General features: G+C 60.3%; 14 protein-coding genes. 8 read left to right on the top strand and 6 right to left on the bottom strand.

Features of this window, described 5'->3' with window-relative positions; genetic code table 11:
* On the bottom strand, positions 1 to 476 hold a 476-nt coding region (locus tag JJE47_17760), incomplete at its 3' end, for a hypothetical protein (protein ID MBK5269272.1).
* Positions 477 to 636: 160 nt separating this feature from the next.
* The gene (locus JJE47_17765; protein ID MBK5269273.1) at positions 637 to 1,596 is read right to left on the bottom strand and encodes a hypothetical protein; all 960 of its coding nucleotides are present in this window, start codon (positions 1,594 to 1,596) and stop codon (positions 637 to 639) included.
* A 65-nt stretch (positions 1,597 to 1,661) separates the two neighbouring features.
* Between JJE47_17765 and JJE47_17770 the strand changes: the two genes are divergently transcribed.
* A complete protein-coding gene (locus tag JJE47_17770; protein ID MBK5269274.1) occupies positions 1,662 to 2,711 on the top strand; it encodes a hypothetical protein in 1,050 nt (349 codons plus the stop codon).
* Complete coding sequence (locus JJE47_17775; protein MBK5269275.1) at positions 2,708 to 3,991, top strand: hypothetical protein; 1,284 nt, start codon at positions 2,708 to 2,710, stop codon at positions 3,989 to 3,991. Before JJE47_17770 ends, JJE47_17775 begins: the two co-directional genes overlap by 4 nt.
* On the opposite strand, the gene JJE47_17780 is transcribed toward JJE47_17775, so the two are convergent.
* Complete coding sequence (locus JJE47_17780) at positions 3,969 to 5,102, bottom strand: glycosyltransferase (GenBank protein ID MBK5269276.1); 1,134 nt, start codon at positions 5,100 to 5,102, stop codon at positions 3,969 to 3,971. The two genes, JJE47_17775 and JJE47_17780, sit on opposite strands and share 23 nt — an antisense overlap.
* 65 nt (positions 5,103 to 5,167) lie before the next feature.
* Here JJE47_17780 and JJE47_17785 point away from each other — a divergent pair, with 65 nt between their 5' ends.
* Positions 5,168 to 6,250 carry a glycosyltransferase family 2 protein gene (locus JJE47_17785; GenBank protein MBK5269277.1) on the top strand — a complete coding sequence of 361 codons (1,083 nt, stop codon included), beginning with the start codon at positions 5,168 to 5,170 and terminating at the stop codon, positions 6,248 to 6,250.
* A gap of 23 nt (positions 6,251 to 6,273) precedes the next feature.
* On the opposite strand, the gene JJE47_17790 is transcribed toward JJE47_17785, so the two are convergent.
* Together JJE47_17790 and JJE47_17795 are read right to left on the bottom strand one after the other, a co-directional pair.
* Entirely contained in the window at positions 6,274 to 7,095 is an 822-nt protein-coding gene (locus JJE47_17790; protein ID MBK5269278.1) for a phosphotransferase, read from the bottom strand.
* A gap of 278 nt (positions 7,096 to 7,373) precedes the next feature.
* On the bottom strand, positions 7,374 to 8,303 hold the full coding sequence (locus JJE47_17795; GenBank protein ID MBK5269279.1) for a hypothetical protein: 930 nt from the start codon (positions 8,301 to 8,303) through the stop codon (positions 7,374 to 7,376).
* Between the two features lie 29 nt (positions 8,304 to 8,332).
* On the opposite strand from JJE47_17795, the gene JJE47_17800 reads away from it, so the two are divergent.
* Positions 8,333 to 9,415, top strand: coding sequence for a glycosyltransferase family 4 protein (locus tag JJE47_17800; GenBank protein MBK5269280.1), 1,083 nt, complete (start codon positions 8,333 to 8,335; stop codon positions 9,413 to 9,415).
* On the opposite strand, the gene JJE47_17805 is transcribed toward JJE47_17800, so the two are convergent.
* Entirely contained in the window at positions 9,394 to 10,068 is a 675-nt protein-coding gene (locus JJE47_17805; GenBank protein ID MBK5269281.1) for a polysaccharide deacetylase family protein, read from the bottom strand. The two genes, JJE47_17800 and JJE47_17805, sit on opposite strands and share 22 nt — an antisense overlap.
* Positions 10,069 to 10,391: 323 nt before the next feature.
* On the opposite strand from JJE47_17805, the gene JJE47_17810 reads away from it, so the two are divergent.
* The 4 genes from JJE47_17810 to JJE47_17825 form a co-directional block, all read left to right on the top strand.
* Positions 10,392 to 11,147 (top strand): sugar transferase, encoded by a 756-nt coding sequence (locus JJE47_17810; protein MBK5269282.1) that lies wholly within the window; start codon positions 10,392 to 10,394, stop codon positions 11,145 to 11,147.
* 247 nt (positions 11,148 to 11,394) lie between these two features.
* Positions 11,395 to 11,880, top strand: coding sequence for a carbonic anhydrase (locus JJE47_17815; protein MBK5269283.1), 486 nt, complete (start codon positions 11,395 to 11,397; stop codon positions 11,878 to 11,880).
* A 115-nt stretch (positions 11,881 to 11,995) separates the two neighbouring features.
* A complete protein-coding gene (locus JJE47_17820; protein MBK5269284.1) occupies positions 11,996 to 12,460 on the top strand; it encodes an ATP-dependent zinc protease in 465 nt (154 codons plus the stop codon).
* Positions 12,457 to 12,635 (top strand): 30S ribosomal protein S6--L-glutamate ligase (locus JJE47_17825; protein MBK5269285.1); only part of this gene is annotated, 179 nt, incomplete at its 3' end. The genes JJE47_17820 and JJE47_17825, both read left to right, overlap by 4 nt.

Consider the following 12,635-nt stretch of genomic DNA (forward strand, 5'->3'; position numbering starts at 1 on the left):
CCCCGGTTCCGTGAATCGTCAGAAGCTGCCAGACGACCGTCGATGCCGTTGGACGCCAGGTAGGCGACGCTGCCACCGCTGACTGTCCACTTTTTGGTAGACGGGTCGTAGGTGGCCTTAGAAAGCTGAGCCACGACTCCTTTGGCCGTGTCGTAGACAACCATTTCCCCATCGGAGGTATCAGCGGCGATCGCACCATTCGGAATCCGCAGCGATCCGAATTCGGGTGGTACCGAGTTGTTCCTCGAGACGACGTTGAATACCGGGTCAGACACGTCGGCTACGAATGAGGGCATCCCCCACGAGTTGCCGGGTGTTCCGGCCAGGGTAAGGCACCCATTGAGGTCGTTGTCGGCCATCAGGAAGTTGATGATGCCGGCAGAGTTCGGGTCGATAACCGCATTCGATCCGATTGGCGTGTTCCAGAATGAACTGGCTTTGAAGGTATCAGGGGTTGGTGTGGCTGCAGATGCCACCGATCCCATTGTGACGATCGTCGCAACCCCAATTGTAACTGTCAGTCGCGTTATCCGATGACTTATCATCGACATCAACTCCTGTCGCGTCGCTCCAGCCCAACTCGATTAACACCTTATCGGCGTTTGTGCAGCTACCCAAAGTGAGTTTTTCGCGATCTCATGGTGAGTCGGGGCTGACGATCTGGAAGTCGGAGGCGGCTATTGCACACAAACTGGTTGGTTGCAGGTGCCATTCTCCCGTCGTACCGGCCCGTTTCATGTCCTCAAGTTTCAAGACTATTCCACCTCCGGTGCTGTCTCCGATAATCGCTCCGTAGTCCTGAAGCCCGCGAGCGATGACAAGTGCCTGGGAGTCGAGGTTCAACGATTCGAGATCGAGATCGGGCCTGATCCGCAGCCTCATGCCCTGAGCCGGCGCGGCTGGATACACGGAGTCGCCGTCGCTATTGATCATCGGGAAGACCACCTCATCGCGGGAGCTATTGACACCGATCTTCATGACATTGTCGATCCGTCCGTCCATAACATCGTCGTAGCTAACCGCCGCTACTGCCCCGTTATAGCCGCGAAATGATCCACCGTTCCGAGGATCAACGGCACCCGGAAGACCTCCGTACAGGCCGTCCGAATCAAGGTAGACCACGCTTCCACCCGTTACCGACCAAGTGGCGGTTTCTGCGGAGAATTCGGCCTTGGAGAGTTGCGCGACAAATCCCCGCTCGAGGTCATAAACCACCATCTCCGCGTCGGACGTAGCGGCCGGCAGTGCTCCCTCCGGAATCCGAAGAGATCCGAATTCACCCGGGACTGAGTATTTGGTCGATCGGACGTCATACTGAGGCGATCCAGCATCAGCTAGATAGATGGGCATTCCCCACTCATCCGCGCCGGCACCCGCCAGGGTAATGCAGCCGTTCAAGCGGTTGTCCGCCTCCAGGAACGAAACAATCTCGTCGGAGCCAGAAGCCAGCTTTGCATCTGCCGGAATCGGCTTATTCCAGAAGGATTCGGGCACAAATGCATCAGGTACCACCTGCCGGACGGGTGGGCGGCGGATGGCGGACATGCCCACCCCCACAGCTAGTACAACGAGCACGACAACAACAGTTCTCTTCACGCTCGCCAATACTCCTGGTGATCGGACGGAATCCCAACCCGAAGCTAGTCGCTACGCTGGCGAATATGCCGGGAACTTCACAAGTCATCGTAACGTCCGAGGGGCGTTCAAATGATCGCTCGGCCTTAGCCACGGTTAGGGCCCTGGGACGGGTTGGTCGCAGTCCGGTCGTGGCGACGAGTGCCCCGAATTCGATGGCTGCTTCGTCGCGATATGCGTCAGAAGTAATCGGCATTGGTCCGTCGAACGCCCCTGGTTTCGCAGACTCCGTCCGTGAACTGGCCGCCAGCCGCGGCGCCGAAGTCATCTTCACAACTTCGGATGCCTCGTTAAGAGCGGTCTACCCCCACACGAATCACCTGATGGACAAAGCGACGCTGGCGGGAGCCGCTTCGGCCGCCGGCCTTTCCACACCAAAATCATGCGAACTGGAAGCACTTGACGAGCTCGAGGGCGTAGTCGCGACTCTCGGTTTTCCGATGATTGTCAAGCCACGCACCAAGCGGCCAGGAGGCACCGCAGCGGTGCGGGTAGACGTCATAGATGAGCTTACGGCGTTCGTCGGTAGCGGGACCCTCGTTCAGACATTTATCGACGGGACGACGCGGTCGGTGGCCGGCGTTATGTGGGGCGGAATCCTGGTGGCGTCAATACAGCAGCGCTACCTGAGAACCTTCCCACCGCGGGCAGGGACAGCTTCGGCGGCGGTAACGGAACCGGTGGACGAAACCTGGACGGGGGCCTTGTGTCGGCTTTTGCAAGACTTCGATGGCATCTTTCAAGCTCAGTTCGTGGGCTCCGAGCTTATCGACCTCAACTTGCGGCCATACGGGTCAATGCCGTTGGCACTGGCGGCCGGCCTGAACCTTCCCGACATCGTATGTCGGCTGACGGCAGGGGAGTCGGTGGAACGATCCACGGCCTCGCTCGGGGTTCGCTATAGGTGGACTGATGGTGATCTGCGGACGCTGGTATCGGATGTTCGAATGAGGAAGCGCAGCATTTTTTCGATGATCGGAGCGATGGCACCTCGCCGGGGCACTGCCCACAGCATTACGACGTTGAGTGATCCGCGTCCCGGATTGGTCCGCCTCAAGCGGGGACGAGCGGCGTGACCGACGAATTCGCCGACGACCTTGCTGTTCCATCAGACCAGCGACCTTCGCCTGAACGGACCGCTCGGATGGATCAGGCACTCGCCCGAGTCATGGCGGATTTGGCTGCAGCCAACCCCAGCATCAGCGTGTCACCCTTGGGCCCGGGATGGTCATCGGACCTCGACGTCTACGTTTCGGACCGGCAGACTGCCGTTCGATCGGCGTCCTCGGCGGGTTGGGTGGAGCTGCAACATATCCTGAGTCACCTGGGCTACCCGGACCAATGCAGTTACGCCATTACAGATGAAGGCACCATTCTCGCCAAAGCCGACATCAGTGTTGGTCAGGCAGGCTCCAGTTCGCAACGAGCCGTCGCCCGGGCCGATCGGTTGCCTTACCCGGATCTTCGGGCCGTCCTGGAGATTAGAAAGCTGGCCGAAAGCGGCCTGGATCTGTCGACGGTGGACCCCCAGCTCATCGAGAAACTCGCCAATGCCGAAGCGGCACTGGGGGGATCCGTACTGGGCGACTATCGATCTACCGATCTGGAACCTCACGGGCTCTCATCAGAAAAAGGCTCATCCCGCATTCGGCGCCCGCAGGTCCGTCTAGCGATCAGCGGAGTAGACGGCTCCGGGAAGTCGACGCTCACGACTGGTTTGGCTCAAGCCCTTGATCGGTGCGGAATCCCTACAACGACGATCTGGACCCGTCCCGGGATGGGATTGGAGCGCCTGGATCGGCTGGCTCGCAAGGTCCGGAAACTCCGAAAAGACGACGTGACCGGTATCCGACGGCTTGCCGAGGGTCAGGCAACCGAGACCATCTCTTCTCGGAAGGGGATCACCGGCTGGGTGTGGTTGTGTTTGATAACTTTCGCCTACCTGGCGGGCATCCGCGGCCAAACTCGCCGGGCGAGCGGGGTGGTCATCTATGACCGTCACCTTCTTGATGCTCTCGCAACCGTGGATGCCATCTACGAGGGCGTTCCATCCGATCTACAGCGTCGCCTGATCCGTTGGATGATCCCCAAAGCAGATCTTTCGGTTTGGCTCGACCTCGATCCCGAGCTCGCATCGGCTCGCAAACCCGATGATCTCATCGGAGCGGACTTGGTCGCCAAACAAGCGGTTGCGTATCGCCGATACGCCAGCCTTGTGTCGGGGCTCCGACGACACGACGGGAGCGCCGATTCCTATCTCTCGTCGTCGGAGGTTATCGGCGAACTCAACGCAGCCCTGTCCGGTCGACGGAGGGGCCTTAGGACGTTCGCCTTCACGGCCCTTCGACGCCGTTGATGAGGTCGTCGTACATCTTCGAGAACCGCAAAGCTACCGACGACCAGGAGTGGTGATCTTCGACATAGCGCCTTCCCGCCTCACTGAGGCTGGCCCGGAGTGTTTCATTGCCCAATAGCTCCAGGGTGCGTTCGGCCACCTCATCGGCTGCATTGGCCACCAGGACCTCAACCTGGTCGGTTAAGCTGGTTCCCCGAATGGCCAGGCTGCTGGCCACGCACGGAAGTCCATTCGCAAGAGCCTCGAGCAACTTGTTTTTGATGCCGGTGCCGCTCACCATCGGACAAACGTAGACGCTCCCCACCGCCAGGGCGTCGCCCATGTCGTCAACCGGACCCACCACGTCAACCCCATCGAGGTCACCCAAACGCAGCACTCGCTCACCAGGATCCCGACCAACCAGGGAAAGTCGGGCATCGGGGCGGATGCGGCGAACTTCCGGCATGACGTGTTCGGCCAGGAAAACTGCCGTTGCAACGTTTGGCGGGTAGTTGAGGGCTCCGGTGAAAAGCAGCCGACCCGGCTCGCGAAGTATGTGGTCACGGGGAGCAAACCCGTCCAGATCGACGCCGTTCGGTATCACCGAAACATTCAAACGGGCATTAACGTCCCGAAGCGCGGTCCGATCCTCGTCGCTGACCACCACCACCCGGTCCGCCAGACCGTACTGTCTCCGGATGACCCACAATGATCGGGCCCAACGCGCCCTCTTCCGCATCGCTTCAACCAGGCTCCGGGTTTCGACGGCGTCGACATTAAGATGCGGCGCATCGAGAGCTCCGAGGACACTCGGTACTGAACCGCCGACCGACCGAACGAACTTCGCCAGTGGAGCACCAACGGCGTGGACGACGTCGGGCCTGAAGGCCAGACTCTCGGCGACGATCGCTGCATCCAGGGCAGAAGCCGCGGACCGGACGACGCGCAAACCGGGAATGTCCTCAAATGCCCCGCCCTGGTCGTCAATTGTCAAGAAAGAGACCTCGTGGCGGACGTGAAGCTGGGCCAGAAGGTGATAGAGGTGCAGCACATAGCCATCACGCAGCGGCAGCCGGGGGGGACGCATGCCGACCACAAGGATGCGGAGGCGTTCTTGTGTAGTCTCTGACATCGACGCTTTCAGACCTTCTCGGTGGCTAGCTTCACTCAACACACACCAGCTCAAGGGACACGACCGTGGGGGATATCGAGCAAGGACAGACTACGCCATTGGTATCGGTCATCATTCCAATCCTCAACGAGGTTCGAACGATCGACGAAACGTTGGCATCAGTACTCCGTCAGACGTATCGACATATCGAAGTACTGGCCATCGATGGAGAATCCGACGATGGCACTCTGTCCAAGCTCGATGATTGGACCCGGCGTGACGACCGGCTTCGGGTACTTGCCAACCCACACAAAGCGATACCAGCTGCCCTCAATGTTGGCCTGCGGGCGGCCAACGGCAGCTTTCTGGTCCGGGTTGATGCCCATTCGACGATTCCCGACAACTACGTCGAACAACTGGTTGCACACCTCATCACGGGCAGCATGGCAGGGGTGGGCGGCAGAAAGACAGCGGTCGGTGGACCTCCGAGCGGCCGGGCCATTGCTGCCACTCTCGGATCTCCATTCGGGGTGGGCGGATCGGCCTATCACTACGCAACCGAGCCGATGGAGACGGATCACATTCCGTTTGGCGCATATCGGGTCGACCTCGCCCGTCACTTGGGAGGATGGGATGAGCGACTGGTAGCCAACGAAGATTTCGAGTTTGATATTCGGGTTCGACGGGCCGGCGGCCGGTTGTTCCTGGATCCCACGATCGAAGTACTCTGGAAATGCCGATCGCGGATCCGTGATCTCGCCGCTCAATACCGGAGATATGGCCGCGGCAAGGCAGACGTGGCGTTCCTCTATCCATCCGAAATCCGGATACGCCACATGGCTCCGCCAGCTGCCGTTGCGGCGCTAGTCGGGTCGGCGATGCTATTGCCCGTAGCGCCGGTTCTGTTCCCGTTGGCCGCTGGAGGGTATGTCGCTGCAATTATCGGCCTGTCGATCCCGATCGGCCGGACGGTTGACACAACGGGAGACCGGCTACGGGTTCCAGGAGCGCTCGCAGCCATGCAGCTGGCCTGGGGGTGGGGGATGTGGGAAGGACTGTGGCGCATCGCCCGTCATGGCTTCAAACTTCCCGAGCCTTCAGACGTCGACCCATCGCGGTGGGGCAGCCCTGACTGGCAGGTGAACGACGGCCCTCCCCAGGAGGAATAGGCCGGCGCAAGACGCGGTCCCACTCACGTGAGCAGATGCGTGAGGGTGTTGGCGGGTGAATGCACGTTGCGATTCATCCAAATCGGGTTCTGGGCAAGAGCCGGGGTTCGCCGCAGGGCGCCGGATACCGCGGCGAGCCACCAGGCCGCCCCTAGTAATGATTGTAATTGGGGGTTCCAAGGCGCACCCAGCTGTTCCAGATGGGCTTTGACCAGCCCTTTCAGCTGCCCGTCTGACCAGAACGCCTCATCGACTAGATCGCCATACGATAGGCCCCGATGCCGCCTGGTGTTCTCTGCCCACATGTGGAGCAGATCGGTTCCAGGTATCGCCCGTTCCTGCCACGAGTCCCAATCGATGACGCCTACGAGCAGGCCGTCTCGGAAGAGAAGATTTCCGGCCCACAAATCGCCGTGGGCAACCACGGCTGGCAGGTCTTCGAGCCCCGTGCGGATTGATGTGGCCAAGTCGCCGACCTCAACCGAAAAAGCTGACAGTTCTCGCGTGGCGAGATCCACCACCGCGATCGGGGCATTGGCAGGTGGCAGTCTTGCAAGAAATGCTGCCACCTGGCCGGTATCCGTCGGAGGGAGGCGATCGAGCGAACGCCCTTCGTGGAAGGCCTCAATCGTCCAGTGCACACCATCGATCTCCCCGGACTCGAGCCCCTCAGGAACCTCGTCAAGGCGGAGTCGCTGCAATGCCTCGAAGTGTCTGGCTGGGTCTCCAGGAGTGCCCTCAACGCCAAAACGTGCCAGGACCGGTTGGCCCCGCCAAATCCCAAACTGGCGGATCCCGCCGCCACTTCCGATCCTGAGCTCATCCGTCGAGACAAAGCCGGTCATTCGTCGCATGATCCGAACGGGCGCATCGGGCGGCAACACTAACCAGATGTTACCGCCAAGAACCGACTGTCTCAGTGCCGGATAACGGGGTCGGCGACCCGGAGGAGCCGCCCAGTTGACTCGCTCCCTATCTGGCATGGACCTCGATCGCAACCGGCGAAACTCCCGTCGGCGAAGGACGACAGGTGCGGTCCGCCACCCCGAGGCGGGAGGAGACACCAGCCACTCTGCTTCGTGAATGTGGCTGCCGAGCAGTGCTCGCAGGATCAGCTGCTCATTCACATTTGTCGCCTGGCGGCGAGACGGACCCAGATCTGCTGTTGGATGTCCAAGCAGACGTCCTCCGGTGGCCGGGCGACCTCGATCACGACACCGTGTCGTCGGGCGACCAAATCGGCCCATGTGGTCGTGATTTGATCGAGGTATTCGGGGGAGTGTTCACCCTTTCTTTCGAAGAGAACCTCCCCCGGAGCAGCCAGGAGCAGGGTGAGGTCAGGCGGCGGAGTTAGCACGAGAACGATGGCGCGCTTGAGGGCTTTGACGAGGGCTGGTTCATCACCGAGTCGACCGGCCTCGATCGGGTGGCGGTCGCACAAGACGACCGAACCCCTGCGAGCGGCCAATTCGACCGACCATAGCTGGGAAACCGTTCGAACCATCCACTTCGGAAGGCCGGCAAAGCTTCGCCAGGCGGGTCCGGGACTGCCGGTCGCGGAGTCCTCCCGGACCTGGTGGGGGGTGAGCGGACGGCGGGGCGCTCCCAGGTAGCGAGTCACCAGATCCACGGGCATCGCCCGGTTGACGCAGCTGGCCGCGGTGGACTTGCCGGCGCCGTCAGCCCCCAACAATGCAACCACAAGGCCTCTCTTGCGGATCAGCATCCAGATCAAGTCTCCAATAAGTGCGCTCTGGGGTTCGGGCGATCGTAACTTGACGTCGACCTTGATCCAACCGCCTGGCGCCATTGCCATGAAAAAGCGGTGTCCGGACCGCCGGCGGGACCGAAACGCAGTGAGACCAGCTCTGGCCAGGAAGTCGGCGAGTCTCGCCAAGTCGCCGATCTCACCCCAGAAGTCAAGCTCGGTCAGCTCCGGCGTCCGAGTCGTAGCCTTTCTCGATTCATAACCAAGGTTCTGGATGGATTGTTCGAACGCGTTCGTATCGAGCCAGCCGTCCGATGTCCATCCTGCATCTCGATCGTGGTCCACAATGGTCGGAACGCTACCATCGGGTACTCGTGACAAAGGTTTCCATCCTCCTCGTTGGCAAAGGACCTCCCGACTCGGGCGGTATCTCCTCAATGCTTAACACCCTGCAAAGGGAGTTAATGCCGCGCTACGAGGTTCAGTTACTCAACCTGACTCGACAGACCGAATATCGAGCCGGGGTATTCAGTTCGACGAACGTATCCCGCACCCTGTCCGATATCTGGAGCGTTTTTCGAACGGCCGGGAGTTTTGACGTCGTCCATTTGCACAGTTCCTTCGTTCCGGCCGTAACGCTCGTTCGGGCAGCTTTGCTACTCCTGGCCGCCCGCCTCAGGGGGGCTGCGACCATCTTGCATGTGCACGGCGGTTCCCTTCCGGAGTGGGCCGACTCGCGTTGGAAGCGCTGGCTGATTCGGACTGCCCTGATGACCGCCACGGAGGTGGTTTCTGTTTCGGACGGCATTACTAGAGCTATCGGCGCTGATCGGACACGCACGATTTACAACGGGGTCGACACCAACACGTTCGCGCCTGATCCGTCCCGGCAAGCGGCCGTGCCCGTCATCGTGTTCGCTGGCATCCTCACCCACCGAAAAGGGGTGGTGGACTTGATCGAAGCTTCCCATGCCCTAATCACCAGAGGAGTCAAACATCGGCTCGTGATCGTGGGCGGCAGACCGGACGAAGGTGCTGAAGAAGAAGCCTCGGTTCGTTCCGCTGCAACCGGGGGGGAGGAACTAGTCGGGTCCCTCCCGCACGACCGGATGGCTGACTACTTCCGAGACGCCGACATCTTCTGCCTGCCGTCCTGGTTTGAAGCAATGCCTCTCTCCATCCTTGAAGCGCTCGCCAGCGGGCTACCGGTCGTCGCAACGCGAGTTGGCCAGATTCCGCTGATCATCGACGATTCTGTGGGACGGTTGGTCGAACCGAAAGATCCGGAAGCGTTGGCGGCGACATTGGAGGAGCTGTTAAGCGACCACCAGCTGCGGGGGCAGCTCGCAAAGAACGCACGAGCCGCAGCTCTGACCCACTATTCGCTGACCCACACGATGAGCGAGATTGTCGACGTGATCGACCGGGCGGCGGGTCAGCCTCGCACCGCCTTGTAGATCCTGGAGGTGCGCGCCGACTGGTACACCCTCAGGTTTTTCACCTTGAACTGCAGCGGTCCGTTGTCTCGATAAATCCCGACCCGCGGAAGCGAGAATGGTCCGACGGTTTCAGGCCCAGTCGGGAGGCTGAACGCCCCGAGATAACCAGCCGCCTTGGCAGCCTTCGCCACGACGTCATTCCAAAGACCCCGGGGATACGCCAGATAGGGAACGGGCCGACGCACGATCTCCTCCAGGATCGCCTTGCTCGTTTCGAGGTCTTGGAGACATTCGGCATAGTCAAGGGTTGTGAGATCCTTGTGAAACAGCGAATGAGACCCAATGTGGATCCCTTCATCAGACATGGTCTCGATCTGGGATCGGGTGAGCGTCTCCAACTGAAATTCTGGCGGGTCATCCACCCAGTCGACGCCATGACCGCGATCAAGCGTCGCAGCTACGACAAACACGGCTCCAGTAAGCCCTGAACGACGGAGCGCAGGCAATGCGTTGTCAAAGTTGTCGGCGAATCCGTCGTCGAACGTGAGGGTGCCCACTCGCCCGGGAAGCAGACCGCGGCGGTCAAGGAGCGATACCGCGGTCGGTAGGTCAACGACCTTGAATCGCCGGGCCAACCACTCACATTGGGCGGCAAAGTCCGTCGTGCCCATCGCCAAAGGACTATTCCATGCATCGCACACAGAGTGATAACAGAGCACCGCCACAAAACTCTCCCTATTAGCCGTAATCCCCCGAGAGGTAAGGCATTATAGGCCGCGATATAAATCCCCCCACCACACAGAGTGTGATGTTAGAGTGGCAGTGTAAACGTAAGTGGCCATCTATCGAGGCCTCAGGTTTGAACGCATGATTGCGGTCGGGGGACCAGGGTTTCGATTGGGTAGATGGTCAGTCAGGGTCACTACCGCTGGGAGGCACCGTGACGGGGGGAAACTGGGCGTCACCATATGCCCGCACATGGGTCGCAAGATCCATGCAATTGGGGGAAACCACTGAGCTTGATCTGACCGATGGGTTGGACACGGGCTCAGTAAGGCTACAGCTGCCGTTCGCCGCGATCGGACCACGCACCATTCAGCTACAGGTCCGCACGGACCTGTCGCCGGGTGCCGAGGCTCGGGGCGTATATGCGAAACGTATGCTCGACATCATTGGCGCGGCCGTCTTGCTCGTACTGGCTTTGCCGCTGATGATTGGGGTTGCTGTCGCCATCAAGGCCACTTCGCCAGGGCCGGTGTTCTATCTGCACGAGCGGGTAGGGCGCCGTGGCCAACCCTTCAGGGTATGGAAGTTCCGGTCTATGCGCAGCGACGTGACCCACGCAGATATCGCCGATGTCATTGCACTCGACGAGCATCGAGTCAACTCGCCGGTTTACAAGTCGCCGAACGATCCGCGAATCACCCGGGTCGGAAGATTCATCCGAAGAACCGGAATTGATGAATTGCCGCAACTCTTCAATGTGCTTGGCAGTTCTATGTCGCTGGTTGGGCCGCGGCCCCTTGTCGACGAAGAGGTTGCCGAGCTGAGCGTTGAAGAGTTCAAGCGGCGGAACTCCGTCGCTCCTGGAGTCACCGGACTCTGGCAGGTATTCCGCCGGTCCGAGACAAGCTTCGAAGAGCGTATGCGCCTCGACCTGACCTATGTTGGCTGCCGCGGGTTGCTACTCGATCTCTACCTGCTAGTCATGACTCCGCTTGCGTTGGTTCGGGGAGATCGGTCCTTCTAAGGAACGACCGGCCACCGGTCTGCCAACGAACTGTGCACGCTCGGTCGAGGGTGCGCGTTCTGGGGCCACTCCGGCTATGAATACCCTGGTGGAGGGGAAAGCGTCCTTACCCAAGCCCGGGCGCCTTCCCCTCCAAACACGTTCGGGGCACCTTGGACATACCAAGCGAACGGTTGACCCTGCCATGGGTACGTTGTAGACAGTCCCCGCTAGCGTGGCTCGCATGTTTTCACCCAATATCTCTGAAATGCTCGAGAAGAACGCCGAGTTCGCCGGTGATTTCACCGAAGGCCATCTAAGCGTTCGGCCGAAGCGCAAGCTGGCCGTCGTAGCTTGTATGGACTCCCGAATGGACATCTTCAAGATGCTTGGGTTGAAAAATGGCGAAGCCCATGTGATTCGCAACGCAGGAGGGGTCGTGACCGATGACGTAATTCGCTCTCTCTGTCTCTCGCAGCGAGCGCTCGGTACCGAAGAGATCGTCCTCATTCATCACACCAACTGCGGGCTCGAAAACGTGACCGAGGACGGGTTCAAGGCAGATCTTGAGGCTGAACTCGGCATTCGACCCTGGTGGGCCCTTGAGTCGTTCACGGACCCGTACACCGACGTGCGACAATCGATGCGGCGCCTGCATCTGACCCCGTTTCTTCGCCACAAGGGCCATATCACCGGGTTTGTATACTCCGTTGATTCCGGCCTCCTGATTGAGGTAGTTCTCGATGATGCCTAGGTTATCGCTACGCCCGCCGACCTACAGACTCTCCGCCAAGAGGGCGGGGACGGCTCGGTCAGGATCACGCGGTTGGTGTTGCCACCTGAGCACCGCTCTGTAATACTCCGCTGCGATGACTACCCGAAAGAAGCCGAGACCCGTGATCGGCTGGCGGGAGTTTGTCGACCTCCCTGAACTGGCCGGATACCCCGTGAAGGCCAAAATCGACACCGGGGCCCGGACGTCGGCCTTGCACGCGTTTGATCTGACTCTCTCCGAGGTCGCCGGAGTCACCACCGCCTCATTTGAAATCCATCCCGACCAGCGGTCGGCCCGCCATTCGGAAGCAGTTAGCTGTGAGGTTCTCACTTTTCGTCGGGTCAGGTCATCGAACGGAAAGTCCGAACTCAGACCGGTGATACTGACGACCGCCAGAATCGGCAAGGTCGAATGGCCGATCGAAATCAGCCTGACGTCACGTGATGACATGGGCTTTCGAATGCTCTTGGGTCGATCGGCCATTCGAAAACATTTCCTCGTACATCCGAGTCGGTCATTTCTTCTATCGAGCAAGCCAACAAAGGAATCTGAACGATGAAGCTCGCCGTATTGTCCAGGGCACCCCACGCCTACAGCACCCAGCGCCTCAAGACTGCTGCTCTTGAACGCGGCCATGAGGTCCGCGTTCTGAATACGCTCCGGTTCGCCATCGACCTCTCGGGTGATGTCCCCGATATGCAATACCGGGGCAAGCGTCTCACGGACTATGACGC

The sequence above is a fragment of the Acidimicrobiia bacterium genome (assembly GCA_016650365.1).
Lineage (GTDB): Bacteria > Actinomycetota > Acidimicrobiia > Spongiisociales > JAENVV01 > JAENVV01.